Source organism: Klebsiella sp. TF21-TM (assembly GCF_019753495.1).
Classification (GTDB): Bacteria; Pseudomonadota; Gammaproteobacteria; order Enterobacterales; family Enterobacteriaceae; genus Klebsiella; species Klebsiella quasipneumoniae.
This window is the reverse complement of the sequence record NZ_JAIJYL010000019.1, coordinates 75,971-102,597: the sequence shown is the minus strand read 5'-3', so window position 1 is coordinate 102,597 and position 26,627 is coordinate 75,971. Positions and strand designations below refer to the sequence as shown.

Annotated in this window: 23 protein-coding genes and 1 riboswitch; of the genes, 9 read left to right on the top strand and 14 right to left on the bottom strand. The window is 58.0% G+C overall.

Annotation, left to right across the window (positions count from 1 at the left end):
- Nucleotides 1-394: 394 nt before the first annotated feature.
- Nucleotides 395-1,246 (bottom strand): glutamate racemase, encoded by an 852-nt coding sequence (gene murI, locus K5R89_RS18090; RefSeq protein ID WP_044520945.1) that lies wholly within the window; start codon nucleotides 1,244-1,246, stop codon nucleotides 395-397.
- A complete protein-coding gene (gene btuB / locus K5R89_RS18085; RefSeq protein ID WP_032454489.1) occupies nucleotides 1,191-3,029 on the bottom strand; it encodes a TonB-dependent vitamin B12 receptor BtuB in 1,839 nt (612 codons plus the stop codon). The genes murI and btuB overlap by 56 nt, the downstream gene beginning before the upstream one ends.
- Nucleotides 3,030-3,093: 64 nt before the next feature.
- A riboswitch (cobalamin riboswitch) is annotated at nucleotides 3,094-3,281 on the bottom strand.
- Nucleotides 3,282-3,395: 114 nt separating this feature from the next.
- Here btuB and trmA point away from each other — a divergent pair.
- Nucleotides 3,396-4,496, top strand: a complete 1,101-nt coding sequence (gene trmA / locus K5R89_RS18080; protein ID WP_004203692.1) for a tRNA (uridine(54)-C5)-methyltransferase TrmA — start codon at nucleotides 3,396-3,398, stop codon at nucleotides 4,494-4,496.
- Between the two features lie 51 nt (nucleotides 4,497-4,547).
- Here the strand turns inward: trmA and K5R89_RS18075 are convergent, their stop codons facing one another.
- Together K5R89_RS18075 and fabR are read right to left on the bottom strand one after the other, a co-directional pair.
- Complete coding sequence (locus K5R89_RS18075) at nucleotides 4,548-4,907, bottom strand: YijD family membrane protein (protein ID WP_004203691.1); 360 nt, start codon at nucleotides 4,905-4,907, stop codon at nucleotides 4,548-4,550.
- Nucleotides 4,908-4,922: 15 nt separating this feature from the next.
- A complete protein-coding gene (gene fabR / locus K5R89_RS18070) occupies nucleotides 4,923-5,558 on the bottom strand; it encodes an HTH-type transcriptional repressor FabR (protein WP_004151856.1) in 636 nt (211 codons plus the stop codon).
- 196 nt (nucleotides 5,559-5,754) lie between these two features.
- Here fabR and sthA point away from each other — a divergent pair, with 196 nt between their 5' ends.
- Entirely contained in the window at nucleotides 5,755-7,155 is a 1,401-nt protein-coding gene (gene sthA, locus K5R89_RS18065; protein WP_002883016.1) for a Si-specific NAD(P)(+) transhydrogenase, read from the top strand.
- On the opposite strand, the gene oxyR is transcribed toward sthA, so the two are convergent.
- The 4 genes from oxyR to argC all read right to left on the bottom strand — a co-directional run bounded on the left by oxyR (nucleotide 7,138) and on the right by argC (nucleotide 11,576).
- On the bottom strand, nucleotides 7,138-8,055 hold the full coding sequence (oxyR, locus tag K5R89_RS18060) for a DNA-binding transcriptional regulator OxyR (protein WP_002883015.1): 918 nt from the start codon (nucleotides 8,053-8,055) through the stop codon (nucleotides 7,138-7,140). The genes sthA and oxyR overlap by 18 nt on opposite strands.
- A 259-nt stretch (nucleotides 8,056-8,314) precedes the next feature.
- The gene (gene argH / locus K5R89_RS18055) at nucleotides 8,315-9,688 is read right to left on the bottom strand and encodes an argininosuccinate lyase (protein ID WP_044520936.1); all 1,374 of its coding nucleotides are present in this window, start codon (nucleotides 9,686-9,688) and stop codon (nucleotides 8,315-8,317) included.
- Nucleotides 9,689-9,788: 100 nt separating this feature from the next.
- Nucleotides 9,789-10,565 (bottom strand): acetylglutamate kinase, encoded by a 777-nt coding sequence (gene argB, locus K5R89_RS18050; RefSeq protein ID WP_085955164.1) that lies wholly within the window; start codon nucleotides 10,563-10,565, stop codon nucleotides 9,789-9,791.
- Nucleotides 10,566-10,571: 6 nt separating this feature from the next.
- Nucleotides 10,572-11,576 (bottom strand): N-acetyl-gamma-glutamyl-phosphate reductase, encoded by a 1,005-nt coding sequence (gene argC / locus K5R89_RS18045; protein WP_025710967.1) that lies wholly within the window; start codon nucleotides 11,574-11,576, stop codon nucleotides 10,572-10,574.
- A gap of 113 nt (nucleotides 11,577-11,689) precedes the next feature.
- Here argC and argE point away from each other — a divergent pair, with 113 nt between their 5' ends.
- The gene (argE, locus tag K5R89_RS18040) at nucleotides 11,690-12,841 is read left to right on the top strand and encodes an acetylornithine deacetylase (protein ID WP_023291537.1); all 1,152 of its coding nucleotides are present in this window, start codon (nucleotides 11,690-11,692) and stop codon (nucleotides 12,839-12,841) included.
- A gap of 258 nt (nucleotides 12,842-13,099) precedes the next feature.
- Nucleotides 13,100-15,751, top strand: coding sequence for a phosphoenolpyruvate carboxylase (gene ppc, locus K5R89_RS18035; protein WP_023291536.1), 2,652 nt, complete (start codon nucleotides 13,100-13,102; stop codon nucleotides 15,749-15,751).
- A gap of 47 nt (nucleotides 15,752-15,798) precedes the next feature.
- Here ppc and zinT read toward each other — a convergent pair whose 3' ends face one another.
- Nucleotides 15,799-16,449, bottom strand: coding sequence for a metal-binding protein ZinT (gene zinT, locus K5R89_RS18030; protein WP_023291535.1), 651 nt, complete (start codon nucleotides 16,447-16,449; stop codon nucleotides 15,799-15,801).
- 69 nt (nucleotides 16,450-16,518) lie between these two features.
- On the opposite strand from zinT, the gene K5R89_RS18025 reads away from it, so the two are divergent.
- The 3 genes from K5R89_RS18025 to K5R89_RS18015 all read left to right on the top strand — a co-directional run bounded on the left by K5R89_RS18025 (nucleotide 16,519) and on the right by K5R89_RS18015 (nucleotide 19,486).
- On the top strand, nucleotides 16,519-17,460 hold the full coding sequence (locus tag K5R89_RS18025; RefSeq protein ID WP_223825690.1) for an AraC family transcriptional regulator: 942 nt from the start codon (nucleotides 16,519-16,521) through the stop codon (nucleotides 17,458-17,460).
- A gap of 205 nt (nucleotides 17,461-17,665) precedes the next feature.
- Entirely contained in the window at nucleotides 17,666-18,328 is a 663-nt protein-coding gene (gene fsa, locus K5R89_RS18020; RefSeq protein ID WP_044520931.1) for a fructose-6-phosphate aldolase, read from the top strand.
- A gap of 54 nt (nucleotides 18,329-18,382) precedes the next feature.
- Nucleotides 18,383-19,486 carry a glycerol dehydrogenase gene (locus K5R89_RS18015; protein WP_032454483.1) on the top strand — a complete coding sequence of 368 codons (1,104 nt, stop codon included), beginning with the start codon at nucleotides 18,383-18,385 and terminating at the stop codon, nucleotides 19,484-19,486.
- 89 nt (nucleotides 19,487-19,575) lie between these two features.
- Here the strand turns inward: K5R89_RS18015 and metF are convergent, their stop codons facing one another.
- Nucleotides 19,576-20,463: a methylenetetrahydrofolate reductase gene (gene metF, locus K5R89_RS18010; RefSeq protein ID WP_023291532.1), complete on the bottom strand. Its 888-nt coding sequence runs from the start codon at nucleotides 20,461-20,463 to the stop codon at nucleotides 19,576-19,578.
- Between the two features lie 194 nt (nucleotides 20,464-20,657).
- Nucleotides 20,658-21,599 (bottom strand): LysR family transcriptional regulator, encoded by a 942-nt coding sequence (locus K5R89_RS18005; protein WP_087826987.1) that lies wholly within the window; start codon nucleotides 21,597-21,599, stop codon nucleotides 20,658-20,660.
- 91 nt (nucleotides 21,600-21,690) lie between these two features.
- On the opposite strand from K5R89_RS18005, the gene K5R89_RS18000 reads away from it, so the two are divergent.
- On the top strand, nucleotides 21,691-22,062 hold the full coding sequence (locus K5R89_RS18000; protein WP_023291530.1) for a carboxymuconolactone decarboxylase family protein: 372 nt from the start codon (nucleotides 21,691-21,693) through the stop codon (nucleotides 22,060-22,062).
- Nucleotides 22,063-22,100: 38 nt separating this feature from the next.
- Here the strand turns inward: K5R89_RS18000 and K5R89_RS17995 are convergent, their stop codons facing one another.
- Both K5R89_RS17995 and metB read right to left on the bottom strand, forming a co-directional pair.
- Nucleotides 22,101-24,533, bottom strand: a complete 2,433-nt coding sequence (locus K5R89_RS17995; RefSeq protein ID WP_087826988.1) for a bifunctional aspartate kinase/homoserine dehydrogenase II — start codon at nucleotides 24,531-24,533, stop codon at nucleotides 22,101-22,103.
- A gap of 2 nt (nucleotides 24,534-24,535) precedes the next feature.
- A complete protein-coding gene (gene metB, locus K5R89_RS17990) occupies nucleotides 24,536-25,696 on the bottom strand; it encodes a cystathionine gamma-synthase (RefSeq protein WP_004203678.1) in 1,161 nt (386 codons plus the stop codon).
- Nucleotides 25,697-25,963: 267 nt separating this feature from the next.
- On the opposite strand from metB, the gene metJ reads away from it, so the two are divergent.
- A complete protein-coding gene (gene metJ / locus K5R89_RS17985) occupies nucleotides 25,964-26,281 on the top strand; it encodes a met regulon transcriptional regulator MetJ (protein WP_002882924.1) in 318 nt (105 codons plus the stop codon).
- Between the two features lie 101 nt (nucleotides 26,282-26,382).
- On the opposite strand, the gene rpmE is transcribed toward metJ, so the two are convergent.
- The gene (rpmE, locus tag K5R89_RS17980; protein WP_002882922.1) at nucleotides 26,383-26,595 is read right to left on the bottom strand and encodes a 50S ribosomal protein L31; all 213 of its coding nucleotides are present in this window, start codon (nucleotides 26,593-26,595) and stop codon (nucleotides 26,383-26,385) included.
- Nucleotides 26,596-26,627: the final 32 nt, after the last annotated feature.

Genomic DNA, 26,627 nt, shown 5'->3' with positions numbered 1-26,627 from the left:
GTTTGATGCTCAAAGAATTAAACTTCGTAATGAATTACGTGTTCACTCTTGAGACTTGGTATTCATTTTTCGTCCGAAGACGTTAAGAATCCATGTCACTTTGAGTGCCCACACAGATTGTCTGATAAATTGTTAAAGAGCAGTTGCAACGCGGCTTTCAGCTCACCGTTGCGAGGTCCCGTATAATACGTTTTCCTCATTCAGAGTCAAGCCCTTATTTTGCTTTTCTCTGTCGGTTTTCAGCGCTGAACTTCATCGCCGAAACCCTGCTGACCCGGCGGCTTGCTTGCCGTTGTTCCGTGTCAGTGGAGGCGCATTATAGGGAGTTCTGAGACGTTGACAAGCCCTGTTTTCAAAAAATTATTCAACCGTCTCTTTTTTGTGCAAAACGCCGTTAAAGCGGTAATTTTTCCAGCGTCGAGAAGCCATAGCGATGCAAAACGGGTAAAAGTTGTTCCGTTTCTGCCGTCAACGCCATGCAGAATGCTTTATTCTCGTCGCTGGACTTCGCATCCGGCGCTTCATGCTCTAACAGCCAGGCGGTGCGACGGGCAATCGCCGCGCCGGAATCGATCAGCCGCGTGCCCTCGGGCAGAACGCGCTGCAGCTCCTCCTGTAAAAGAGGAAAGTGGGTGCAGCCCAGCACCACCGTATCCGGCGGCTCCTGCATCCGCAGCCACGGGCGCAGGATACGGCGCAGTTCTTCTAACGGCACAGGCTCGCCGTGCAGCTTCGCTTCCGCCAGCTCCACCAGCTCCGCCGACCCCAGCATTTCAATCCGACATTCATTGGCAAAGCGGTCGATCAGCTCACGGGTATAAGGACGCTTTACGGTGCCGCGCGTCGCCAGCAGGCCGACAATGCCGTTCGCCGTTAAGCGGGCGGCGGGCTTGATCGCCGGCACCACGCCGACAACGGGGAAGGCGAACTTTTCACGCAGAGCAGGCAGGGAGACGGTACTGGCGGTATTGCAGGCGATCACCGCCAGCGCCAGGGGATAACGCTGCTGGACAGCGGTGACGATTTCCACAACGCGCTCAACGATAAACGCCTCGCTCTTCTCGCCATAGGGGAAGGCAACGTTATCGAAAGCATAGATGTAATGCAGATTCGGCAGCAGCTGCCGAATCTCATTATAAACCGACAACCCACCGACGCCGGAATCAAACACCAGCACGGTGGGACGTGGATCAGAAGGTGTAGCTGCCAGACAAGGTGTATTCCCGTCCTGCAGATTGGTAGCCATAAACTGTCTCGTAATCTTTATCGAACAGGTTGGCTATTTTACCACGAACTGTCAGGTGTGAGGTGACGGGATACGATAAACCGACATCCCAGAGGCTCAACCCACCCATATTGACGGTACGCGAGTTGTCGTAATCATAATCGTAGCGCTTGCCGATGTAGTGATACGTCACATCCCACCCCAGATCGTAGACCTGGCCGTTCAGCTCGTATTTCACCTGCTGCTTCGCCCGGCGATAGAGGATCTTGTTAGTTTCATCATCGCGAGGGTCAACATACTGCAGCGTCAGATGGTGCTCCACCGGCCCTGTGGTGACATTCCCCGTCCACTCCAGCCCCTTGATCGTCGCAGACTTGACGTTGTAATAGGCGTTGTTGTCGTAATCGATGAGGTTTTGAATCTCATAGCGATACGCGGAGAGACGCCAGTCGACCGGCCCCGTCAACCCTTCGAGGCCCGCTTCCCACTGCTTCGACTCCTCTGGCTTCAGGTTCGGGTTAGAGGCGATGCCAAAACGTTCCGCGCCGTACTGCTGTCCGAGGGAGGGGGCGAGGAATCCTGTACCGTACGAGAGCGTTGTCCGATAACCCTCGATAAATTCCCAGCCTGCCGCCGTCTGCCAGGTACCGTGCCAGCCAAACTGCTCGTCATGATCCTCACGGCCGGAAGCTTCCAGCGTCACGCTGTCAATCTGCTGCTGGCCCGTCAGATAAAGACCGGTGGTATCGCGCTTATACACGTCGGTACTGGTCGTTCCGCTGGATTTCAGCTTCTCCTGTTTCCAGTCTACGCCACCGCTCACTGCGCCATGGCCCACCACAACATTATTTCCCCATTGGATATAGCGTTGTTCCATATCATCCAGGGTGGTGCCCGCGGCATAGCGGCCAGCGTCGCTGCTGTAGTTGTAATCTTTAATGCGCTGATAGTTCGCAATCAGCTGGGAGGAGTAAATTCCGGAATGGTAGTGCAGACCGGTGTCCCAGGATTGGGTATAGGACTGATCTTCATCGTTTCCACCTGCGTAGCCCCAGTTACCCTGGTCATAGTCAGCATTGGCGGAATAACCATAGCCGCGGAAGAACCCCGAGAAGTTGTCATCGAACTGATGCTGTACCCCGCCCCATAGCATTTTATTGCGGTAGCCGTCGCGATCGCTGTCGCCGCTATAAGAGGAGTTCGGCTGGACGTTAAACCCTTTGGTGGTCTGATAGGCGCCGGCAGCGGTAACCAGCGTATCGCCAAACCGCTTGTTAAAGGCGCCATCGTAGGACTGATAGCCGTTCGTTCCCGCGCCGGCGTTGATCTGCGAACGCTCAGCATCGGTCATGGTGATGATGTTCACCACCCCGCCGATCGCCCCGGAGCCGTACACCGCGGAGCGCGGGCCGCGAATGTATTCCACCCGCTGGACCAGAGAGATAGGGATCTGACTGATATCCACGCCGTTGGAGATCCCCGGACGCGCCATCGGCACGCCGTCGATCAGCACCAGCACGTGGCGAGCCTCCGTCCCCCGAACATACAGCGAAGCGCTCTGCCCCATGCCGCCGTTGCGGGCAATATCGACCCCGGGAAGACGACGCATGACATCGTTTAAATCTTTGGACTGCCAGCGGTCGATGTCATCGCGCGTCACTATATCGGTCGGCGCCAGCACGGTATTGACCGGCTGTTGAAAACGGTTTGCTGTCACCACCAACGTGTCTGAATTGCTGTCCTGCGCCCAGCCGGAAAATGCCGTGACGGATAAGGCCGTCATCAGCGAAGCTTTTTTAATCATTGTAAAAGCATCCGAAACAGAAAAAGGATGCCGCAGGTTTTATCAGTTGCTCGCGACGATAAAACCCAGTGCGACGTATTCCGGCAGGTCTTCGGGCTTGGAGGCTGTTTCAAGAAATAATGACTTCCCACGGCTAACCGCAGTGTCTGCACCGAGTGCGCTCATTTCTCACCTTCCTTACCGCTGCGCGTCAGCCCCAGATTTCCACTGGGTTCCCTTTTAACTCACAGGACCGGTAGGCGAATGCTACAATCAGAAACATATAGATGTCCAGACTGCTAATTATATTTCCCGCGGCATTCGAGGCTGGACATCCCCGGCGCTTTCCCTACAATCCCCGCGTACTTATTTTATTCAGGATACATCATGACCCCCGAACACCTTCCTACCGAACAATACGAAGCGCAGCTGGCAGAAAAAGTCGTCCGTTTGCAAACCATGATGGCGCCTTTTGCCGCGCCGGTTCCGGAAGTGTTTCGTTCGCCGGTCAGCCACTACCGTATGCGCGCCGAGTTCCGTCTGTGGCACGATGGCGACGACCTGTACCATATTATTTTCGATCAGCAGACCCGGTCGCGGATTCGCGTTGACAGCTTCCCGGCCGCCAGCGCGCTCATCAATCAGCTGATGACCGCTATGCTGGAGGGCGTGCGCAACAATCCCGTGCTGCGCCATAAGCTGTTTCAGATTGACTATCTGACCACCCTCAGCAACCAGGCGGTCGTCTCGCTGCTGTATCATAAAAAGCTCGATGATGCCTGGCGTGAGCAAGCGGAGGCGCTGCGTGACGCCCTGCGAGCCCAGGGGCTCAATGTGCATCTGATTGGTCGGGCGACTAAAACTAAAATCGAGCTCGATCAGGATTATATAGATGAACGCCTGCCGGTTGGCGGTCGGGAGATGATCTACCGTCAGGTGGAAAACAGCTTTACCCAACCGAACGCGGCCATGAACATTCAGATGCTGGAGTGGGCGCTGGATGTCACCAAAGGGGCGACCGGCGACCTGCTGGAATTGTACTGCGGCAACGGTAACTTCTCGCTGGCGCTGGCGCGTAATTTCGATCGCGTACTGGCCACCGAAATCGCCAAACCGTCGGTGGCGGCGGCGCAGTACAACATCGCCGCCAACCATATCGACAACGTGCAGATTATCCGCATGGCGGCTGAAGAGTTTACTCAGGCGATGAACGGCGTGCGTGAGTTCAACCGGCTGCAGGGTATCGATCTGCAAAGCTATCAGTGCGAGACTATTTTCGTCGATCCGCCGCGTAGCGGGCTGGACAGTGAAACGGAGAAAATGGTGCAGGCCTATCCGCGCATACTGTACATTTCGTGCAACCCGGAAACGCTGTGCCGTAATCTGGAAACGCTAAGCCAGACGCACAACGTTACCCGGCTGGCGCTGTTCGACCAGTTCCCGTATACCCATCACATGGAGTGCGGCGTTCTGCTGACCCGGAAATAGGCCAAAAAAAAACCGGCAACGTCATATTGCCGGTTTTTTATCACTGGCGGCTTATTCAGCGGCGGTATTTTTGCGGTTACGCATCTTGTAGCCAATCCAGAAGACCATCGCGACGGACAGAACGGCCGGGAAGAAGTTAGAGCCGATATCCGGGTACTCCGCACGCACGACGGTGCTGTACAACAGCACCCCGAGAATAAAAAAGGCGGCGGCCAGGCCCGGTAGCCCGACGGGCATACTGCGATTCTGATAGCGCTGATGCAGACAGTAGACCGTCAGCAGCAGGGATAAGATGGGGAAGACGGAAAACGGAACTATCGAACTGAACAGCGCCGCAAAGGCGCCATTAATAGATAACCCGGCAATCAGCGCCAGCAGCAGCGTACCTTTATCTTGAACTGAGTGTTTCATTGCTCGTCCTTCACGTTATTCGGAATGATGTGACATTTTTTCTTGTTCACGGCGATACCAGTAATACGCGCCTTTAGAGATCATTCTGAGCTGCAGTACCAACCGTTCTTCCAGCTGTCGGCGCTGTTCAGGGCCGACATCCAGCGCTTCAGCGCCAGCGCTAAAAACGATGGTGACCATAGCTTCAGCCTGCGCTTCGGTAAAGGCGCGCGGCATATGGTTTTCGAGTTCTAAATAGTCGGCGAGTTCCGCAATAAAATGCTGGATTTCGCGTGCGACGGCGGCGCGAAACGCCGCAGACGTTCCCGAGCGCTCGCGCAGCAGCAGGCGGAAAGCGTTCGGGTTGTTACCGATAAACTCCATAAAGGTCGAGACCGAGGTGCGGATCACGCTGCCGCCTTTGGCAATCCGCTGGCGCGCCTGGCGCATCAGCTGGCGCAGCATCAGTCCGCTCTCATCGACCATCGTCAGGCCTAACTCATCGACATCGCGAAAATGACGATAAAAGGACGTCGGCGCGATCCCTGCTTCCCGCGCCACTTCACGCAAGCTCAGGCTGGCGAAACTCCGCTCAGCGCTAAGTTGGCTGAATGCCGCTTCCACCAGCGAACGGCGGGTTTTTTCTTTTTGTTGTGCTCTTACGCCCATCACGATGTATGAATCCTTCCAATAGCCCTGCTGGCACTATACCAGAGATTAAAACTAATCGGTTTGCCCTGGATTGTGAATGATTGTTTACGAGCCGTTTCTGCTTTTATGCCGCAAAAAAGCACAACGATAATTGGGTTAAAGCGCAGCGAATGTTATCATCGTGTTTATTTTATGTATAAAACAGGTGAGTAATGCCATGTCACACTCTTGGGATTATGATGCAATAGTGATTGGTTCCGGTCCTGGCGGCGAAGGCGCAGCCATGGGACTGGTGAAACAGGGAGCACGCGTTGCCGTCATCGAGCGCTACCATAATGTCGGCGGCGGTTGCACCCACTGGGGCACCATCCCGTCGAAAGCCCTCCGCCATGCCGTCAGCCGTATTATCGAGTTTAACCAAAACCCCCTCTACAGCGACCACTCCCGCCTTCTTCGCTCTTCTTTCGCCGACATCCTTAACCATGCCGACAGCGTCATCAACCAGCAGACTCATATGCGCCAGGGATTCTATGAGCGCAACCACTGTGAAATTCTGCAGGGCAATGCCCACTTCGTTGATGAGCATACTCTGGCGCTGGAGTGCCATGACGGCACGGTCGAGACGGTGACCGCGGAGAAATTCGTTATCGCCTGCGGATCTCGCCCCTATCATCCGGCGGATGTCGATTTCCACCACCCGCGCATCTATGACAGCGATTCGATTCTCAGCCTGCAGCATGAGCCGCGCCATGTGATCATTTACGGCGCCGGGGTAATCGGTTGTGAATATGCGTCGATCTTCCGCGGCATGGAGGTGAAGGTCGATCTGATCAACACCCGCGATCGTCTGCTGGCCTTCCTCGATCAGGAGATGTCAGATTCGCTCTCCTATCACTTCTGGAACAGCGGCGTGGTCATTCGCCACAACGAGGAGTACGAAAAGATTGAAGGCGTTGATGACGGCGTCATCATGCATCTGAAATCCGGGAAAAAGCTCAAAGCGGACTGCCTGCTGTACGCCAACGGCCGCACCGGCAATACCGACACTCTGGCGCTGGAAAACATCGGACTGCAGACCGACAGTCGCGGCCAGCTGAAGGTCAACAGCATGTACCAGACCGCCCTTCCGCACATCTATGCGGTTGGGGATGTCATCGGCTATCCGAGCCTCGCCTCCGCGGCGTACGATCAAGGACGCATTGCCGCCCAGGCGCTGGTGAAAGGCGAAGCCTCAGCGCATCTGATTGAAGATATCCCGACCGGGATCTACACCATTCCGGAAATCAGCTCCGTCGGGAAAACCGAGCAGCAGCTGACGGCGATGAAAGTGCCGTATGAGGTGGGTCGCGCTCAGTTTAAACACCTGGCGCGGGCGCAAATCGTTGGCATGAGCGTGGGAACCCTGAAGATCCTGTTCCACCGGGAAACCAAGGAGATCCTCGGCATTCACTGCTTTGGCGAACGCGCAGCCGAAATCATTCACATCGGCCAGGCGATCATGGAGCAGAAAGGTGGTGGTAACACCATTGAGTACTTCGTCAACACCACCTTTAACTACCCGACCATGGCGGAAGCGTACCGGGTTGCCGCGCTGAACGGCTTAAACCGCCTGTTTTAACGCCTTGTCGAAATGGCCATCCATCGTGCCGCGGATGGCCTCCGCCAGATGTTCATAGCGGCTGCGCAGCGGTGAGCCCGGACGGTAAACCAGACCGATGGTGCGTCTTGGCTCTGGCTTAATGCACGGCAGGTAGACCACGCCATCGCGTTTTCTTTCTTGCGGCACTGCCAGCGCAGGCAGCAGGGTAATACCGCTGCCTGCCGCCACCATATTGCGCAGCGTTTCCAGGCTGGTCGCGCGGAAGTGGGTATCCTCATCCGCCCCCGCTTCAAAGCAGAAGCCCATCGCCTGATCGCGCAGGCAGTGGCCATCCTCCAGCATCAGCAGCTTTTCACCGGCCAGATCCGACATCGGCACCCGGTCGCGGTTTGCCCACGGATGATCTTCATAGATAGCCAGCATCATCGGCTCATCGAACAGCGGCACCTCGATAAAGGCCTCGCTCTCTTTGACCAGCGCCAGGATGGCGCAGTCGAGCTTACCGCTGTCGAGCTGAGCCAGCAGCTGATGGGTCTGCGCTTCGTGCAGATACATTTCCAGCTTCGGGAAGGTCTGATGCAGCATCGGAATGATGTGCGGTAGCAGGTACGGGCCAATTGTCGGGATCAAGCCGATATGCAGCGGCCCGGACATGGTTTCCCCTTGTTGGCTTGCCATCTCCTTGAGCACTTTTACTTCGCGTAACACGGTACGCGCCTGATCCACCAGCAACAGCCCCGCCTGGGTAAACAGAACCTTACGGCTGGTGCGCTCCAGCAGCATGACGCCAAGCTCATCCTCCAGCTTGCGGATCTGTCCGCTGAGCGTCGGTTGGCTCACATGGCATGAGTCAGCCGCCCGCCGGAAGTGGCGGTGTTCGGCGAGCGCTACCAGGTATTCAAGATCGCGAATATTCATTATTCATCCTCCATCGCCACGATAGTCCATGGCGATAGATAGCATAGCAACGAACGATTATCCCTATCAAGTTTTCTGTTCAATAATACGCCCATAAAGACGGTGAACCTGTGAAAACCACTGACTCGTCACACTGTTTCTCTACCCGAACAACTAAAGCCAACGTGAACTTTTGCGGACCTTGCGTCCGCTTTTTTTTTGCATAAAAAACCCGGCGTCGCTGGACTCGGCCGGGTCAGGGAAGGCAGATATCTGTGGATTAGCTCAGACGGGCCTTCGCCTCGTCGATAGCCTGCGCCACCTGCTGCGGCGAGACGCCGCCTTTTGCCGCACGTTTATCAAGGCAGGACTGCAGCGACAGAATCGGATAAACATCGTCCGCAATCACCGGGCTGAATTTCTGCAGGTCGGCCAGGGCCAGCGCTTCCAGCGGTTTCCCTTGCGCAATGGCTTCCACCACCGCTTCACCGACAATATGGTGCGCCTCGCGGAACGGTACGCCTTTCGCCACCAGATAATCCGCCAGCTCAGTGGCGTTGGCATAGCCCTGCTGCGCCGCTTCCGCACAGCGCGGACGTTTCACCTGGATACCATCCAGCACCAGGGTCGCCATATGCAGGCAGTCGAGCCAGGTATCCAGAGCGTCGAAAAGTCCCTCTTTATCTTCCTGCATATCTTTGTTGTAGGCCAGCGGCAGCCCTTTCAGGGTCATCATCATGCCGGTCAGCGCGCCCTGCACGCGGCCGCATTTGCCACGGATAAGCTCCAGGGCGTCCGGGTTTTTCTTCTGCGGCATCAGCGAGGAGCCTGAGGTTACGCGGTCGGAAAGCTCGACGAAATTCGCTTCGCCAGAGTTAAAGAAAATCAGATCTTCCGCAAAGCGCGACAGATGGACCATGCCGATAGAGGCATCGGAAAGCAGCTCCAGAACATGGTCGCGGTCGGACACGCTGTCGAGGCTGTTGCGGGTGGCGGAGGCAAAGCCCAGCCAGCCGGCCAGCTGCTCGCGGTCGATTTCATACGCCGTCCCCGCCAGCGCGCCGCAGCCCAGCGGGCTAACGTCGAGGCGCTTCAACGCGTCCTGCAGGCGGCTTTCATCGCGCGCCAGCATTTCGACATAGGCCAGACACCAGTGCGCGAACGTCACCGGTTGGGCGCGCTGCAGGTGGGTGTACCCCGGCATCACCGCGTCCTGGTTCTGCTGGGCCGTCTCCACCAGCGCGCTCTGCAGCTGGCGGTTCGCCGACAGCAGTTCGACAACGGTATCTTTGCACCACAGTTTAAGATCGGTAGCGACCTGGTCGTTACGGCTGCGGCCGGTATGCAGTTTCTTGCCCAACTGACCCACTTTGTCGATCAGTTTGCCTTCCACCCAGCTGTGAATATCTTCAGCATCGCTGGCGAGGATTTGCTGCGGATTGGCGCGCACCTCTTCCAGTAGCACGTTCAGCGCTTCTTCCAGCTGCTGTTGTTCATCGGCACTCAGTACGCCGACCGTTACCAGCGCTTTCGACCAGGCGACAGAGCCAACGATATCCTGCTCCGCCAGACGATAGTCGAAGCGCAACGAGTCGTTGAACTGTTTGAACCGTTGATCTGCTGCCTGTGTAAAACGCCCGCCCCAAAGTGCCATAACATGCTTCCTTTATTCGTTAGTTCCGCCGGTGGCGTTGTGCCTCCCCGGCCTACGGTCTTGTAAGCCCGGCAGACAACGCGCCGCCGGGCATGAAATCTTAAGCCAGAATACGAGTGCCGATAGGCGTGCCGTTAAACAACGCCGGCAGCTGCTCGGCGTGACGCCAGGAGGCGATATCCACCGGACGGCCCAGAGCACGCGCCGCGTCGAGGGCCGCATTCACTTTGACAATCATGCCGTCAGTGATAATCCCCTGCTCGATCAGCTGCTCCGCTTTCTCGGCGGTCATCTCGGCAATACGCTGCCCTTTACCGTCGAGGATACCGCTGACGTCAGACAGCAGGATCAGATCCGCCCCCAGGGTAGCCGCCAGCGCCGTCGCCGCCTGGTCAGCATTGACGTTCATCAGCTGGCCCTCGTCGGTCACGCCGATAGAGCTCACCACCGGCAGGTAACCGCCCGCCAGCAGGGTGTTGATCAGCGTCGGAGAGCCCGGCTGCGCCAGCCCGACATGACCCAGCTCAGCATCCAGCTGTGTCACCTTCACGCTATCGCCATCGCCGAGGAACAGGCCGACAGAGGCCAGACCGTGCTTTTTCGCCCACGCCAGCAGCGTCTTGTTGGCGGTTCCCGCCAGCGCGCCGGTGATGATGTCGATTTGCTCAGCCGGCGTCACCCGCAGACCATTTTTCTTCTGCACCGGCAGGTTGAGCTGCTTCATCAGCTCATCCACCACGCAGCCGCCGCCATGGACGATAATCAGCGGACGCTGGTGCGCTTCACGGTAATTGACCAGCGCGGTAAACAGACGCTCCAGCGCTTCTTCGCTATCGAGTAATACGCCGCCGAGTTTGATAATTAATGGGTTCATCATCACACCTTAAATAAGAGACTGCGTCTCAGCGAAGCCGAAACGAATATTCGCGCACTGCACCGCCTGCGCTGCGGCGCCTTTCAGCAGGTTATCTTCTGCCGCGACGACGATGAGATGGTCGTCCTGCACGGCAAAACCGATATCACAGAATGGCAGACCTTCGACGCTTTTCAATGCGGGCACGCCTTTATCATATAAACGTACCAGCGGTTTATCGGCGTAAGCCTGCTGGTAAACCGCCGCGATCTGCGCATGGCCAACGCCCGGCTTCAGGCGGCAGGTAATGGTTTCCAGAATGCCGCGCTTAAAATTACCCAGATGCGGGGTAAAAATCACCTTCGCTCCGAGGTGGCTGGCAATCTCCGGCTGATGACGATGGTTAAAGATGCCGTATGGCTGCAGGCTGACTTCACAGAAGCTGTTGCCGATCGCGGCTTTGCGTCCCGCGCCGCTCACCCCGCTGGTGGCGTTGATCACTGGCCACTGGTTGAGATCCAGCAGACTGGCATCAATCAGCGGCTTCAGCGACAGCTGCGCCGCCGTCGGGTAGCAGCCAGGCACCGCAATTAACTGCGCTTCTTTAAGCGCATCCGCGCTCCACTCCGCCAGACCATACACCGCCTGTTTGAGCAGGTCGGGATGCTGATGAGTGAAACCATAATATTTTTCGTAGAACGCCCCATCGTTAACGCGGAAGGCACCGGAGAGATCGAACACCACGCAGCCGGCGGCAAGGAACTGCGGCGCCAGATCGTGACTCACTTCGTGCGCGGTGGCGAGAAACACCACGTCCACGCCAGCGCTGAATTCGCTGATATCGGACATCGGCTGCAGCGGCATATCGACAATGCCTTTGAGCTGCGGATGCAGGTCGGAAATTAATTTTCCCGCATCATTACTTTGCGCGGAGACCGTCAAAGCGGTTATGTTCATATGCGGATGACGATTGATATAGGTCACCAGCTCTGCGCCGGCATAACCACTGGCACCCACAATCAGCGTATTTAACATTGGAAGCGCATCTCCTTACATTCGATGGGTTTTCTTACGCTCAACGATATTGTATTTTTATTCACAATAAATGCATGAATATTGATACTATCACGACCCAAGGTGTGTCAACAATGAAAAACAATTTACCGCCCTTTATCGAGATTTACCGCGCGTTGATCGCCACACCGTCCATCAGCGCGACCGAAGAGGCTCTCGATCAGAGCAATGAGTCTTTAATCAATTTGCTGGCCGGCTGGTTCCGCGATCTCGGCTTTAATGTCGAGGTACAGCCGGTGCCGGATACGCGCCATAAATTCAACCTGCTGGCCAGCACCGGACACGGCGCCGGCGGCCTGCTGCTCGCCGGGCATACCGATACCGTGCCGTTCGATGACGGCCGCTGGACGCGCGATCCGTTCACCCTTACCGAACACGATAACAAGCTCTACGGCCTCGGCACGGCCGATATGAAAGGCTTCTTCGCCTTTATTCTCGACGCCCTGCGCGATGTCGACGTCACCACGCTGAAAAAACCGCTGTATATTCTGGCCACCGCCGACGAAGAGACCAGCATGGCCGGCGCGCGCTATTTTGCCGAAACCACCCGGCTGCGCCCCGACTGCGCCATCATCGGCGAGCCCACCTCCCTGCAGCCGATCCGCGCCCATAAAGGACATATGTCCAACGCGATCCGTATTCAGGGCCAGTCCGGCCACTCCAGCGATCCGGCGCGCGGGGTCAACGCGATCGAGCTGATGCACGACGCCATCGGTCGGATTATGCAGCTGCGCGATTTGCTAAAAGAGCGCTACCACTTCGAGGCGTTCACGGTCCCTTACCCGACCCTCAACCTCGGCGCCATCCATGGCGGCGATGCCTCAAACCGTATCTGCGCCTGCTGTGAACTGCATATGGACATCCGCCCGTTGCCGGGGATGACCCTCAACGACCTCAATGGTCTGCTGGACGAGGCGCTGGCCCCGGTAAGCGAACGCTGGCCGGGCCGCCTGACGGTCTCGGAGCTGCATCCGCCGATCCCCGGCTACGAGTGCCCGCCGGACCATAAGCTGGTGCAGGTGGTTGAGAAACTGCTTGGCGCCCAGACCGACGTGGTGAACTACTGTACCGAAGCGCCGTTTATCCAGACGCTGTGCCCAACGCTGGTTCTCGGCCCGGGCTCGATCAATCAGGCCCATCAGCCTGACGAGTTTCTGGAGACGCGCTTTATCAAGCCGACGCGGGAGCTAATTAGCCAGGTGGTTCACCACTTCTGCTGGCACTAAAATCGCCCTCTTTTTCCGCCCCGCTCTCCCGGGGCGGAACGGTGACGATCGTCACATTTCCATAAGCGATGCTTATCCAGCGCCCCCTGAGTTAAATTTCGCAAATTACGGGTATTTACTCGTTTGCTGAAGCGATTTCGCAGTAATTGACGTGGGGGTATTTACGTGGCTTTATAAAAGACGGGTTGCTTATCCGTTGCTCACGTTCCAGCGCAGCGGATATAACAAAATAAAATGAGATGGGGTGTCTGGGGTAACATGAACGAACAATATTCCGCATTGCGTAGTAATGTCAGTATGCTCGGCAAGGTGCTGGGCGATACCATCAAGGATGCATTGGGAGAAAATATTCTTGATCGTGTCGAAACTATCCGTAAGTTGTCCAAATCTTCACGCGCCGGCAACGAAGCTAACCGCCAGGAGCTGCTGACCACGCTGCAGAATTTGTCTAACGACGAACTGCTGCCGGTGGCCCGTGCCTTCAGCCAGTTCCTGAATCTGGCCAACACCGCTGAGCAGTACCACAGCATTTCGCCGAATGGCGAAGCGGCCAGCAATCCGGAAGTCATTGCGCGCACCCTGAGAAAGCTCAAAGACCAACCCAATCTCAACGAAGACACCATCAAAAAAGCGGTGGAATCTCTGTCCCTGGAGCTGGTGTTAACCGCCCACCCGACCGAGATCACCCGCCGGACGCTGATCCATAAAATGGTGGAAGTGAACAACTGCCTCAAGCAGCTGGATAACAAAGATATCGCGGACTACGAGCACCACCAGCTGATGCGCCGCCTGCGCCAGCTGATCGCCCAGTCCTGGCATACCGATGAAATTCGTAAGCACCGCCCTTCCCCGGTCGATGAAGCCAAATGGGGCTTCGCGGTGGTGGAAAATAGCCTGTGGGAAGGGGTGCCTAACTACCTGCGCGAGCTGAACGAACAGCTGGAAGCCAACCTCGGCTATCAGCTGCCGGTGGACTTTGTCCCGGTGCGTTTCACTTCGTGGATGGGCGGCGACCGCGACGGCAACCCGAACGTGACCGCCGATATCACCCGCCACGTGCTGCTGCTCAGCCGCTGGAAAGCGACCGATCTGTTCCTCAAAGATGTGCAGGTGCTGATCTCCGAGCTGTCGATGGTGGAGTGTACTGACGAATTGCGCGCCCTGGCCGGCGCCGAGGGCGCTCAGGAACCGTACCGTTACCTGATGAAAAAACTGCGCACTCAGCTGATGGAAACCCAGGCCTGGCTGGAAGCGCGTCTGAAAGGTCAGAAGCTGCCGAAACCGGCGGGACTGATCACTCAGAACGAGCAGCTGTGGGAGCCGCTATACGCCTGTTATAAATCGCTGCAGGCCTGCGGCATGGGCATTATCGCCAACGGCGAGCTGCTCGACACCCTGCGCCGCGTGAAGTCTTTCGGCGTACCGCTGGTGCGTATTGATATCCGTCAGGAAAGCACCCGCCACACCGAAGCGCTGGGCGAAATGACCCGTTACCTCGGGATCGGCGATTACGAAAGCTGGTCAGAAGCCGACAAACAGGCTTTCCTGATCCGCGAACTAAATTCCAAACGTCCGCTGCTGCCGCGCCAGTGGGAGCCAAGCGAAGAGACCCGCGAAGTTCTCGACACCTGTAGAGTGATCGCCGAGGCGCCGCGCGGATCGATCGCCGCCTACGTGATCTCGATGGCCAAAACGCCGTCCGACGTGCTGGCGGTTCATCTGCTGCTGAAGGAGGCCGGGATTGGCTTTGCCCTGCCGGTGGCCCCGCTGTTCGAAACGCTGGATGACCTGAACAACGCCAACGACGTCATGACCCAGCTGCTGAATATCGACTGGTACCGCGGCTTTATCCAGGGCAAACAGATGGTCATGATCGGCTACTCTGATTCCGCGAAAGACGCAGGCGTGATGGCCGCCTCCTGGGCGCAGTACCAGGCGCAGGACGCGTTGATCAAAACCTGTGAGAAAGCCGGGATCGAACTGACGCTGTTCCACGGTCGCGGCGGCTCCATTGGCCGCGGCGGCGCGCCGGCCCACGCCGCGCTCCTCTCACAGCCGCCGGGAAGCCTGAAGGGCGGCCTGCGCGTTACCGAGCAGGGTGAGATGATCCGCTTTAAGTACGGCCTGCCGGAAGTCACCATCAGCAGCCTGTCGCTCTATACCAGCGCGATCCTCGAAGCCAACCTGCTGCCGCCGCCGGAACCAAAACCGCAGTGGCGCGACATCATGGCCGAGCTGTCCGACGTGTCGTGCAAGATGTATCGCGGCTACGTGCGTGAAAACAAAGATTTCGTGCCTTATTTCCGCTCCGCCACTCCGGAGCAGGAGCTGGGCAAACTGCCGCTGGGTTCGCGTCCGGCAAAACGTCGTCCGACCGGCGGCGTCGAGTCGCTACGCGCCATTCCGTGGATCTTCGCCTGGACCCAGAACCGCCTGATGCTTCCAGCCTGGCTGGGCGCTGGCGCTGCGCTGCAGAAGGTGGTTGAAGGCGGAAAACAGAGTGAACTGGAAGCGATGTGTCGCGATTGGCCGTTCTTCTCCACCCGCCTCGGCATGCTGGAGATGGTTTACTCGAAGGCCGACCTGTGGCTGGCGGAGTACTACGATCAGCGCCTGGTGAAACCAGAGCTGTGGGCGCTGGGTACCGAGCTGCGCAAGCTGCTGGCTGCCGATATCAACGTCGTGCTGGCCATCGCCAACGACTCTCATCTGATGGCTGACCTGCCGTGGATCGCCGAGTCTATCCAGCTGCGTAATATCTATACCGACCCGCTGAACGTCCTGCAGGCGGAACTGCTGCACCGTTCGCGCCAGGCTGAAGAAGAGGGCAAAGACCCGGATCCGCGCGTTGAACAAGCGCTGATGGTCACCATCGCCGGCGTCGCCGCCGGGATGCGTAACACCGGCTAATCGCTATCTTTCCCCCGGCCGCCCGGCCGGGGGATTTTTCACCCGTTCTAGTGGTGCAGCATCTCATCAACGATCTGCTCTTTATGCAGCGCATACGGATAATAGGTCGGCCAGTTATCCATCTCTTTCAGCAACGCTTCCTGTGATTCATTGCCCATGAAAATATGGAAATGCTGCGATTTACGCGGGCCAATGATGTGGTCGCTGAACTGGACATATTTTGGCGCGCTGGCATCGCCCTGCTGGCACTCGAACAGATAACGTACGCCCTTCTTACCGGAGGCGTAATGCAGGATTTTGTAGCCTGAATAGCGGTATTTGCAGCTGTTGACGGTCTCGCCAATGTGGAACTCAATCACGTCATCTTCAATGCCAATCTGTTCCACATCGGTGGCATAGCCCTTCTTATAATAGGCGCGATACTCCTCCACGCTCTTGCCGCCGGGCTTTTTCGCCTTCTGCTCCAGCACCGGATCGAGATCGCCGTTGAGCAGATACGGGTTCACCGACTGCCAGACGCCCTCCCAGTCGCTCAGCGCGCGGTCCTGCACATCTTTATCCGCAAAAATGCCTTCGCTGGCCTGACGCTCCACTTCGGTTAGCGCCGGCCCATGGCTATGGTTGCCGTGGGCGAACGCCTGGGCGCTGGCTAGCGCCATGCCGAGTCCCAAGGCCAGCAGGGGGATCTTTCTGGTCATTACTCTCTCCTGAGTTTGCTATCAATGGTGACAAATTGTTACGATATAACATATCGTAACTGAGAAGCAATAGCGACAGGCTGGCGCTTTTACCGCTGGAATAATGTCCGGTATGATGAAAAGGGTGATGCGCGGGGCGGAACAATGATGGACAACGATATCAATCAACTTATTGATGCATTGCTAAAAAAGCAGACCAGCCTCGGACGGGTTTATTTCGCCGGCGAGACGCGCTCGCCTGCTGAACCGGTGGTGCAGGTTGATTTTCCCCGTCTGAATATCCTCCTCGATGGGCAGCTGCGCGACCAGGCGCTCGGCGATAACGCCCCGCTCCTGGAGGCCCATGACGTGCTCTATATTCCTGGCGATAGCTGGAACTGCCCACAGTGGCAGGCGCCCTGCCTGCTGTTAAGCATCCTGTTCGCTAAGCAGCAGTTGGAGTGCTCGCTGCAGCGCTGGAATGGCAAGACGATCGCCGTTGTTGAAAAGCTACAGGCGCTGCGTCGCGGGCCGCGCGTCGGTTCCTTCCTGCTGCAGGCGCTCAACGAGATCCGGATGCAGCCGCAGGAGCAGCAAACCGCCCGCAGCATCGTCATCAGCCTGCTCAGCCACTGCCATGATCTTCTCGGCAGCCAGGCGCAAACCTCCTCGCGCAGCCAGGCGCTGTTCGAGGCAATCCGTCAGTACATCGAAGTCCATTACGCGGAGCCGCTGAGCCGGGAATCGGTCGCCCAGGCGTTCTATCTCTCTGCCAACTATCTTTCCCATCTGTTCCAGAAATGTGGGCCAATGGGCTTCAATGAATATCTAAACCACATTCGTCTCGAACAGGCCCGTATGCTGCTGAAGGGCCACGATATGAAAGTGAAAGACATCGCCCACGCCTGCGGCTTCGCCGACAGCAACTACTTCTGCCGCCTGTTCCGCAAAACCACGGAACGCTCGCCATCTGAATACCGCCGCCAGTACCATAGCCAGCTGACGGAAAAATCGTCCGCGGCAAAAAACTAGATTTTTGTGTGTTAACCCTGACTTTTGTGCGCGCTATAGTTTCCTGCCATCCCAGCCAGCGCCGATAAATGTGATCTAAATCATCCTTAATCGCGATGCGTACATTTATCCAGTTTTTGGCAAATTTGTCATCTGGCGATCCTTCGAACGAAAGCCGTATGCTTACCTCAACGACAGCACCGAATTAAGCATTGAGGAAAACACTATGGAACTCTATCTGGATACCGCCAACGTCGCCGAAGTGGAACGCCTGGCCCGCATCTACCCGCTGGCCGGGGTGACCACCAACCCGAGCATTATCGCCGCCGGTAAAACCCCGGTGTGGGATGTACTGCCGCGCCTGCAAAAAGCCGTTGGTCCGGAAGGGATTCTGTTCGCGCAGACCATGAGCCGCGATGCGCAGGGCATGGTGGCAGAAGCCAAACGCCTGAGCAACGCCGTGCCGGGCATCGTGGTCAAAATCCCGGTCACCGCCGAAGGCCTCGCCGCTATCAAGATGCTGAAGAAAGAAGGCATCCCGACCCTTGGCACCGCCGTCTACAGCGCTTCACAGGGTCTGCTGGCCGCGCTGGCTGGCGCAAAGTACGTCGCGCCTTACGTTAACCGCGTCGACGCTCAGGGCGGGGACGGCATCCGCATGGTGCAGGAACTGCAATCCCTGCTGGAAATGCATGCGCCCGAAAGCAAAGTGCTGGCGGCAAGCTTCAAAACGCCCCGTCAGGCGCTGGATTGCCTGCTGGCTGGCTGCGAAGCAATCACCCTTCCACTAGATGTAGCGCAACAAATGCTCGGCACCCCTGCGGTAGAGTCAGCTATAGAGAAGTTTGAACAGGACTGGAATAACGCCTTTGGCACGCTGAACCTGTAACCGGACCCGCGCGCCGCCTGCGGGCGGCATCACGGTCATCGAGGAGGAATCGAAATGGATCGCATTATTCAATCACCAGGCAAATACATCCAGGGCGCAGGCGCCATCAAGCGCCTTGGCGACTACCTGAAACCGCTGGCCGAACGCTGGCTGGTCGTTGGCGATAAATTCGTGCTGGGATTCGCGGAAGAGATGCTACGCAAAAGCCTGGCTGACGCCGGCCTGGCGGCGGAAATCGCGCCGTTCGGCGGTGAATGTTCGCATAATGAAATCAATCGCCTGCGCGATATCGCCGGCAGTGCGAAATGCACCGCCGTGCTGGGGATCGGCGGTGGTAAAACCCTGGATACCGCGAAAGCGCTGGCCCATTTTATGAAGGTGCCGGTGGCGATCGCCCCCACCATCGCCTCCACCGATGCGCCGTGCAGCGCGCTGTCGGTGATTTACACCGACGAAGGCGAGTTCGACAGCTATCTGATGCTGCCGCACAACCCTAATATGGTCATTGTCGATACGCAGATCGTTGCTGGCGCGCCGGCTCGCCTGCTGGCCGCCGGGATTGGCGATGCGCTGGCCACCTGGTTCGAAGCCCGCGCCTGCTCACGCAGCGGCGCCACCACCATGGCGGGCGGGAAATGCACCCAGGCGGCGCTGGCGCTGGCCGAGCTGTGCTACAACACCTTACTCGAAGAGGGTGAAAAAGCGATGCTGGCCGCCGAACAGCACGTGGTCACTCCGGCGCTGGAGCGGGTGGTGGAAGCCAACACCTATCTGAGCGGCGTCGGTTTTGAAAGCGGTGGCCTGGCGGCAGCCCACGCGATTCATAACGGCATGACGGCCATCCCTGACGCCCACCACTATTATCACGGTGAAAAAGTGGCGTTCGGCACCCTGACGCAGTTGGTGCTGGAAAACGCGCCGGTGGAAGAGATCGAGACTGTCGCCGCGCTGTGCCACAGCGTTGGGCTGCCGATCACGCTGGCGCAGCTGGATATCAAAGGCGACATCCCGACCAAAATGCGCCTGGTGGCGGAAGCCGCCTGCGCTGAAGGCGAAACCATCCACAATATGCCGGGCGGCGTCGACGCCGACCAGGTCTACGCCGCGCTGCTGGTCGCCGACCAATATGGCCAGCGCTTCCTGCAGGAATGGGAATAATCCAGAGCAAAACACCCGGCGTCAGCCGGGTGTTTTTTTATGTTTATCAGCCGGACGCGTCGCCCACTGACGGCGGAAACGGCAAGCACTCAGGCCGGACGCACGCCCAGCGTATGACAGATGGCGTAGCTCATTTCGGCGCGGTTAAGGGTGTAGAAGTGGAAATCTTTTACCCCTTCCCGACTTAAGATCTTCACCATGTCCATGGCGATATTCGCCCCCACCAGCTGACGGGTTTCGGCGTCATTATCCAGCCCTTCGAACATTTTCGACATCCACACCGGGATACGAACGTTGGTCATATCCGCAAACTTTTTCGCCTGTTTAAAGTTGGAAACCGGCAGGATACCCGGAATAATTTCCACGTCGATGCCCGCCGAGACGCAGCGATCGCGAAAACGCAGGTAGCTTTCCACATCGAAGAAGAACTGGGTGATCGCGCGGTTGGCGCCTGCCTCGACTTTGCGTTTCAGGTTGAGCAAATCCGCCTGCGCGCTTTTCGCTTCCGGATGCACTTCCGGATACGCGGCGACGGAGATATCAAAATCCCCCACCTCTTTCAGCAGAGTGACCAGATCGGCGGCGTACATCTCCGGTTTACCGCTGCCCGGCGGCAGGTCGCCGCGCAGAGCGACGATATGGCGGATGCCGTTGTTCCAGTAATCCTGGGCGATAGTGCGCAGCTCATCGCGAGTAGCATCGATACAGGTCAGGTGCGGCGCCGCTTCCAGACCGGTTCGCTCTTTAATACCTTTGATGATGCTGTGGGTGCGATCGCGCTCGCCGGAGTTCGCGCCATAGGTCACCGAGACAAACTTCGGTTTCAGACTGCTCAGGCGATCGATGGATTTCCACAGGGTTTGCTCCATTTCACTGGTGCGCGGCGGAAAGAATTCAAAGGACACATTAATCTGGCCCTGGACTTCCGCCAGGCTCTGATTCAGGGCTTCCCGCTGATTGGCGTGAAAAAAGCTCATACCTTACCTCATCAATCGCATGTAATGGCTGTTGTGTTGCGAACTTCTATACGTTTAGACGTCCAGATGTAAAAATGACGGAAAAGCGCCCGGGCGTCAATAGAAAAATCTGCGTAAAGAGTGAGGAAAAGGCTGCCAACATGAAAAAACTTCATCTACCGGCGCTTTGCCAGCCGAAAGAGCCCGCTCTGCGGTCAACATGAGGTAGAACGATGTTCAGCATGAGACGAGCGAGCCGTCAGGTGATCATCCAGCAGTGAGAGCCATTGCCGCACGGCTCCTGCCTGGTGAGGCGCGTAGATCACCCCAAGGCTTAACGGCATGCTGTCGCCTTCAGCGACAGGACAGAACACCACCCCCTGACGCTGGATCGCGGAAAAGGACGCCGGCAGGAGGATCATGCCTTCCCCACGCGCGATTCGCGCCAGCAGCACATCATGTTCGGCGGGCTCTTCCACATAAGCGGGGGTATAGCCAGCCCGGTCGAAAATGCGCCGCGTGTAGTCAAAGAAATCGGGGTTACGCTCGCGTTTAAACCAGAATAGCGGCCGATGATTGAGCGCGCTTAGCGTTAACGCTGGTGTGACGGCTTCCGGCCAGGAGGCTGGCACTGCCGCGATGAGCGGCTCCTGATACGGCAATGGATGCAGGTGCAGCCCTTCAGTATTGAGCGGCAGCGCGACCAGCGCCGCATCGAGTTTGCCTTTGCGCACCTGCTGCGCCAGCGCCGGTGAGGCGTGGCGGGTGATATGCAACCCGCGGGTATGTTCGCTCAGCGCAGATTCAACAGCAGCGAAAATGCCTTGTTCGAAGGCGGTGGTCACGCCCAGACGCAGAGACGGCGGCGAGTGAACGGAGAGCTCACTCAATGCCGCCAGCGTGCGTTCCTGGAGCGCCAGCATGGGCCGAATGATCGCCAGCACCTCTCTGCCCGCGTCGGTAAGGATCAGGCCTTTGCTATGGCGCTGAAACAGCGTCACCCCCAGCTGCGCTTCCAGATAGCGCATATGGCGACTCAGCGGCGGCTGCGAGATAAATAACCGCTGCGCCGCCCGGCTGATGTTATTTTCCTCCGCCACCACGGCAAAGGCACGCAGCAGGCGGATATCGAGAGAATGTAATCGCGAAGTTGTCATACTGAAAAGGTATCACGAAAAGGGTATTACTCAAGTCCGGTAAACTTCCCTACCCTTCCTCTCAACGCATCATCACAGAGAGGAAAAAACGATGTCCAGCGAACGTTATACCACCGGTCAGGAAATGCTTCAGCGCGTGGACGGTAGCGGCGGGGAGGCCGTCGTTAACAGCCTGCGGGATATCGCCCCCGACTTCGCCCGCTATCTGATTGAGTTCCCCTTCGGCGATATTTACGCCCGGCCAGGGCTTGATTTGCGTAGCCGGGAAATCGCCACCATCGCCGCGCTCACCGCGCTGGGTAACGCCGAGCCGCAGCTGAAAGTGCATATTGCCGCGGGATTAAATGTCGGTCTGACGCAAGAGGAAATTACGGAAGTGATCATGCAGATGGCGGTCTACGCCGGCTTCCCGGCGGCGCTAAACGGCCTGTTTGCCGCTAAAGCAGTTTTTGCGGCGCACTAACAAAAAAGACCAGGCCGCGCCTGGTCTTTTTCCCGGGACTACAGCAGCTGCGCCAGACGGTTAATATCCGACTGGATCGCCCCGGCGGTCACATCGCGCCCGGCGCCGGGCCCGCGGATCACCAGCGGATTATCGCGATACCAGCGGCTTTCGATAGCGAACACGTTATCGCACGGCAGCAGCGCCGCCAGCGGGTGCTCTTCGCGTACCGCTTCCACGCCGACGCGTGCTTTGCCGTTGGCATCAAAACGCGCCACGTAGCGGAGCACCAGCCCCATCTCGCGGGCCGCCTCCAGGCGCTGCAGCATCTGCTCGTTCAGCTCTTCGCCATTCTCAAAGAAGTGATCGACCGAACCCTCTTCACAGTGCGCCGGGACCAGTGATTCCACGCGCACCTGATCCGGCTCGATGTCGTAACCCGCTTCCCGCGCGAGGATCACCAGCTTGCGCATCACATCTTTACCGGACAGATCGACGCGGGGATCCGGCTCGGTCAGACCCTGCTGCCACGCCTGATCCACCAGATCGGTGAACGGCACAGTGCCATCAAACTGCAGGAACAGCCAGGAGAGCGTTCCCGAGAAGATACCGCTCAGGCCGAGGATGGTATCGCCGCTGTCGATCAGATCGCGCACCGTATGGTTCACCGGCAAGCCGGCGCCCACGGTGGCGTTATACAGCCAGTGGCGCCCTGTCTTCTCAAACGCGTCGTGGATCTGGCGATACTTATCGCTGCTGCTGGCCCCCGCCAGCTTGTTGGCGCTGATCACGTGGAAGCCATGGCTGGCGAAATCAAGATACTGGTCTGCCAGCTGCTCGCTGGCGGTGACGTCCAGCACCACTAAATCATCATACGGGTGCGCGCGCATCCACAGGAACAGCGACTCTTCATCCTGCTCCACCGCTTCATCGTTGAAGAAAGCCAGCGCCCGGCTGGCGTCCAGCCCGTCGTAGTTCAGCAGACTGCGTTTACTGTCGACCACGCCGGCGAGCACAAACTCAAAGCCGGTGCGCGCCGAGAGCGTGGTTTGTTCACGGGCGAACAGCTCCAGCCAGCGGGAACCGATGTTCCCTTTGCCGAACAACATCAGGCCGATACGCTTTTCGGCACGAAACAAGGACTGGTGCAGCCCCTGGATCAGGCTTTCCGTCGGCCCGGCGCGCAGGACGGCCACCAGGCTGATCCCCTCTTCCGACTGCCAGGTGAACTCCACCGGCTGCCCTTTCAGCTGCTGCCAGAAACGGTGGCAGTGCAGTGGGTTGCGGGTGACGCCCGCGCCCACCATCGCCACCAGCGCCAGCTTCTGACGCAGACGCAGCTCGCCCGGCAGACCTGCCTCATCGAGCAGCTTCAGCGCGCTGTCGGCCACCTCGGAGGTATAGCAGAACTGCAGCAGTTTGCGGTCTGCATGGACGCCAACGGCTAACGGGCGCAGCTGGGCGCGTTTGAGCAGGGCGTCCAGCTCTTTATGCGCCAGTTTGAAATCGTGACCGGCCGGCACCTGAAACTCCACCAGGCAGACATCGTCATGGCTGGTGACAATCCGGGCGCCAGTACCGGAGGCCAGCACGCGCTCAATGCGCGTGGAACCCTGTTCCGGCGTATAGCTGCAGCGTAACTGCAGATCGATATCGCTGGCGGAAACCGGCTGTAGCGTGCGGGCATGGAGCACCGGCGCGGCCAGACGCGCCAGCTCGCTGGCTTCGTCCAGACGCAGCAGCGGCAGCAGACAGGCGTCTTTCACCTTGCGCGGATCCGCGCTGTACACCCCGGCGACGTCGCTCCAGATAGTGACGCGGGAAGCGCCCGCCAGCGCGCCGATCTGGGTGGCAGAGTAGTCAGACCCGTTACGGCCCAGCAGGACGGTTTCACCGGCTTGGTTGCGGGAGATAAAGCCGGTCACCACCAGACGCTTGTTAGGATGCTGCGCCATCAGCTGCTGCAGCAGTGGATAGGATAATCCTTCATCCACCTGCGGCTGCGCGGCGCGTTCCGCGCGCAGGAACGCGCGCGCGTCCAGCCAGGCGGCTTCCATTCCCAGCTGGTTGAGAACCGCCGCCATCAGGCGCGCGGACCACACTTCCCCATGGCCGACCACTTCCGCATAGACCGCTTCGGAAACCCCGCCGTCCAGCAGACCAGCCAGACGCTCAAGTTCGTGGATAAAGGCGGCGATCAACGTATCCGCCGCCGCAGGCTCCACCAGACCGCCAATCAGCTCGGTGTGATAGCGGCGAAGCGACTGCTGAACCTGATGCGCAGCAAGGCGATCGCTCTGGCTAAGCTTAAGCCAGCTAATCAGCTGGTTGGTGGTGCTGCCAGCGGCGGAGACGACCATCATGTCCCCCGCCTGCGAATACTCCTTCATGATCCCCGCGACGCGCAGGTAACATTTCGCATCCGCTAAACTACTCCCACCAAATTTGTGCAGCTGACGACCCTTCGCCCCTGCCTGCGCAATCACACTCATCTTTATTCCTCGTTTGCTGCCCGGAAGCCATTTTCCAGGTCGGCAATTAAATCTTCACCATCTTCGATACCGGTCGAAATACGCAGGAGCGTTTCTGAAATTCCGGCGGCGGCACGCGCTTCAGGCGCCATGCCGGCATGCGTCATCGTTGCCGCATGGGAAATCAGGCTTTCAACGCCCCCCAGCGATTCCGCCAGTGTAAACAGCGACAGCCCGCTCAGGAAGCGGCGCAGCGTCTGCTCGTCACCGTCCAGCTCGAAGCTTAACATTGCGCCAAAACCTTTTTGCTGACGCGCCGCAATTTCATGCCCCTGGTTTTCGGGCAGCGACGGATGATACAGCTTTTTCACCAGCGGCTGGGTTTTCAGATACTCGACGATCGCCAGGGCATTACGTTGCGCCACTTCCATGCGGGGAGAAAGCGTCCGCAGCCCGCGCAACAGCAGATAGCTGTCGAAGGCGCTGCCGGTGACGCCAATGTTATTCGCCCACCATGCCAGTTCGGTGACAGTCGCCGGATCGTTGGCAATCACCACCCCGGCCACCACATCAGAGTGACCATTAAGGTATTTAGTACAGGAGTGCAACACCAGATCGGCGCCCAGCGCCAGCGGGTTTTGCAGCGCCGGACTCAGGAAGGTGTTATCGACCACGCTGATCGCCCCGGCTTCGCGCGCCAGACCACAGATTTTCGCAATATCCACCACCCGCAGCAATGGATTACTTGGGCTTTCGACCAGCACCAGCTTCGGTTTTTCCGCCAGCGCCGCCCGCAGCGCCTGCTCATCGTTTTGATCGACGAACTGAACGCGATAGCAGCCGCGCTTCGCCAGGCTATCGAACAGACGGTAGCTGCCGCCGTAGCAGTCGTGCGGCGCCACCAGCAGATCGCCAGGCTTAAGGAACACCGTCGTCACCAGTAGGATCGCCGACATACCGGTATTGGTCAGCACCGCGCCAGCGCCGCCCTCCAGCTCCGCTAAAGCGCGCTGCACCACATCACGCGTCGGGTTGCCGCGGCGGGAATAGTCGTGAGCGCGAGGTTCATTAAAGTCGGTGAAGTTATAGGTACTGGAGAGGTGGATCGGCGGGACAACGCAACCGTACTGCTCGTCGTCATTTAAACCGCTACGCACTGCGATGGTGGCCTGTTTACGCGTCATGTTGGGAAGTTCCTGGGCTGAATCGGTGAAAAGTCAGGCTTCAGAGTAAACATTGTCACAATAGACGTCAATACATCTGGACATCTAAACTTCTTTGCGTATAGATTGAGCAAAGTGCAAATAGCCGTTAAAATTATATGCATTAGCGCACGTCGGCGGCGGCTTATCTCATGTCAGAAAGCCCGCGCATACGGTAAACTACGCGCGATTATAGCCCGGGCGGAATATTCTGGCCCTTCACTAATAAACAGAGGATTAAGGTATCTCATGGCTGAATGGAGCGGCGAATATATCAGCCCATACGCTGAGCACGGTAAGAAGAGTGAGCAAGTAAAGAAAATTACGGTTTCCATTCCTCTGAAGGTGTTAAAAATCCTCACCGATGAACGCACGCGTCGTCAGGTGAATAACCTGCGTCACGCGACCAACAGCGAACTGCTGTGCGAAGCGTTCCTGCATGCCTTTACCGGACAACCGTTGCCTAACGATGAAGACCTGCGTAAAGAGCGCAGCGATGAGATCCCGGAAGCGGCGAAAGCGATTATGCGTGAACTGGGTATCGACCCGGATACGTGGGAATACTGAGACGATAAAAAGGGCGGAAGCACGCTTCCGCCCTTTTTCTTTCCCGCCCAGGCAGGCGAGAGACACAAAAAAGCCGCCCTGAGGCGGCTTCTTCTGGCAACTTACTTGCTGCCCGGGATGCTGAAGCGCTTGTTGAAGCGGTCAACACGGCCACCGGTAGCAACATCACGCTGTTTGCCGGTGAAGAACGGGTGGCATTTGCCGCACACGTCGAGGTTCAGGTCGTGACCTACGGTGGAGCGGATTTTCATGACATTACCGCAAGAACAGGTAGCAGTAATTTCGTCGTAATTTGGGTGAATACCTTTTTTCATGGGAGAACCTCAGTTAAGGCCGCGTCGCTCTT

Coding starts and splice junctions, on each gene's coding strand:
- K5R89_RS18000 (WP_023291530.1), top strand. CDS start 21,691: ATGTCCAGCGAACGTTATACCACCGGTCAGGAAATGCTTCAGCGCGTG.
- metJ (WP_002882924.1), top strand. CDS start 25,964: ATGGCTGAATGGAGCGGCGAATATATCAGCCCATACGCTGAGCACGGT.
- ppc (WP_023291536.1), top strand. CDS start 13,100: ATGAACGAACAATATTCCGCATTGCGTAGTAATGTCAGTATGCTCGGC.
- K5R89_RS18075 (WP_004203691.1), bottom strand. CDS start 4,907: ATGAAACACTCAGTTCAAGATAAAGGTACGCTGCTGCTGGCGCTGATT.
- oxyR (WP_002883015.1), bottom strand. CDS start 8,055: ATGAATATTCGCGATCTTGAATACCTGGTAGCGCTCGCCGAACACCGC.
- argC (WP_025710967.1), bottom strand. CDS start 11,576: ATGTTAAATACGCTGATTGTGGGTGCCAGTGGTTATGCCGGCGCAGAG.
- argE (WP_023291537.1), top strand. CDS start 11,690: ATGAAAAACAATTTACCGCCCTTTATCGAGATTTACCGCGCGTTGATC.
- metB (WP_004203678.1), bottom strand. CDS start 25,696: ATGACGCGTAAACAGGCCACCATCGCAGTGCGTAGCGGTTTAAATGAC.
- K5R89_RS18015 (WP_032454483.1), top strand. CDS start 18,383: ATGGATCGCATTATTCAATCACCAGGCAAATACATCCAGGGCGCAGGC.
- btuB (WP_032454489.1), bottom strand. CDS start 3,029: ATGATTAAAAAAGCTTCGCTGATGACGGCCTTATCCGTCACGGCATTT.
- K5R89_RS18005 (WP_087826987.1), bottom strand. CDS start 21,599: ATGACAACTTCGCGATTACATTCTCTCGATATCCGCCTGCTGCGTGCC.
- trmA (WP_004203692.1), top strand. CDS start 3,396: ATGACCCCCGAACACCTTCCTACCGAACAATACGAAGCGCAGCTGGCA.
- fsa (WP_044520931.1), top strand. CDS start 17,666: ATGGAACTCTATCTGGATACCGCCAACGTCGCCGAAGTGGAACGCCTG.
- sthA (WP_002883016.1), top strand. CDS start 5,755: ATGTCACACTCTTGGGATTATGATGCAATAGTGATTGGTTCCGGTCCT.
- K5R89_RS17995 (WP_087826988.1), bottom strand. CDS start 24,533: ATGAGTGTGATTGCGCAGGCAGGGGCGAAGGGTCGTCAGCTGCACAAA.
- argH (WP_044520936.1), bottom strand. CDS start 9,688: ATGGCACTTTGGGGCGGGCGTTTTACACAGGCAGCAGATCAACGGTTC.
- rpmE (WP_002882922.1), bottom strand. CDS start 26,595: ATGAAAAAAGGTATTCACCCAAATTACGACGAAATTACTGCTACCTGT.
- metF (WP_023291532.1), bottom strand. CDS start 20,463: ATGAGCTTTTTTCACGCCAATCAGCGGGAAGCCCTGAATCAGAGCCTG.
- murI (WP_044520945.1), bottom strand. CDS start 1,246: ATGGCTACCAATCTGCAGGACGGGAATACACCTTGTCTGGCAGCTACA.
- argB (WP_085955164.1), bottom strand. CDS start 10,565: ATGATGAACCCATTAATTATCAAACTCGGCGGCGTATTACTCGATAGC.
- zinT (WP_023291535.1), bottom strand. CDS start 16,449: ATGACCAGAAAGATCCCCCTGCTGGCCTTGGGACTCGGCATGGCGCTA.